This window comes from Arthrobacter sp. HMWF013 (assembly GCF_003061105.1).
In the GTDB taxonomy this organism is placed as follows: domain Bacteria; phylum Actinomycetota; class Actinomycetes; order Actinomycetales; family Micrococcaceae; genus Arthrobacter.
In genome coordinates this window covers 1-969 of record NZ_QAIQ01000436.1, presented here as the reverse complement: position 1 = coordinate 969, position 969 = coordinate 1, and the positions used below count along the sequence as shown (strand labels likewise).

Sequence of the window (969 nt, the reverse complement as noted above, 5' to 3'; positions counted from 1 at the left end):
CCGCCGCTAAGTCAAACCCTGGCTGCCAAGGCTCCGGTACTTGGCCAGCCGTTGCGGCAGCAGCTCGTCGATCCCGGCGCTGGACAAGGTGGCCAGCTCGTACTCAATGGCCTGCCCCATCCGTTGGCAGAACGCCTTCGGCTCCCGGGAAGCGTCCGGCCGTTCATCCACGATGTGCTCAACAAGTCCGTTGGCATGGAGGGACGCGACGTTGACGCCCTGGGACTCGGACATGGCCGGCGCGAACGCGGTGTTCCGGTGGACAATGGCGCTGGCACCTTCAGGGGGCAGCGGTGACAGCCACGCATGCTGGGCTGCGATGGTGCGGTCCGCCGGCAGCAGCGCGAGTGCGCCCCCGCCGGCACCCTGGCCCAGGAGGACGGAGAGTGTGGGGGAACTGAGTCCGATGAGATCGTGCAGGGACCGCGCGATTTCGCCCGCGAGCCCTCCTTCTTCGGCTTCCTTGGACAGGGCTGCGCCGCTGGTGTCGATCACGGTGAGCAGCGGCAGCCCCAGTTCCTCGGCCAGGCGCATCCCGCGGCGGGCCTCGCGGAGGGAAGCAGGTCCCATCGCAGTCTGCTGCGAGGGCCGGGGCCGGGTGTGGCCGATCACCACGCAAGACTCCTGGCCGAAGCGGGCCAGGGCCAGCTGGAGGCCCGGGTCCTTTTCGCCCTGCCCGGTGCCGTTGAGCGGCAGCACATCCCTGGCACCGTAGGCGAGTAGCTGCCGCAGGTCCGGACGCCGCGGATTACGGGAGATCCCGATCGATTCCCACGCGCCGGCGTCGGGCGCTTTGACCGAAAGACTCTTCGGCGGCGCGGGCGTCCGGTGCGGCCCGGTGACCAGAATGCTCAAGGCGCGGTCCACGACGTCGGACAGCTGGCCGGGCGGGACCACCGCATCGATGAGGCCCTTGTCGAAGAGGTTCTCGGCGACCTGGACGTTTGCCGGGAACGGGGTTCCGTTAAT

Annotated in this window: 1 protein-coding gene; it reads right to left on the bottom strand. The window is 69.1% G+C overall.

The window, feature by feature from the left end:
* Positions 1-6: 6 nt before the first annotated feature.
* Positions 7-969, bottom strand: a 963-nt coding sequence (locus tag DBR22_RS15810) for a carboxyl transferase domain-containing protein (protein ID WP_308810224.1), incomplete at its 5' end; no start/stop codon positions are given.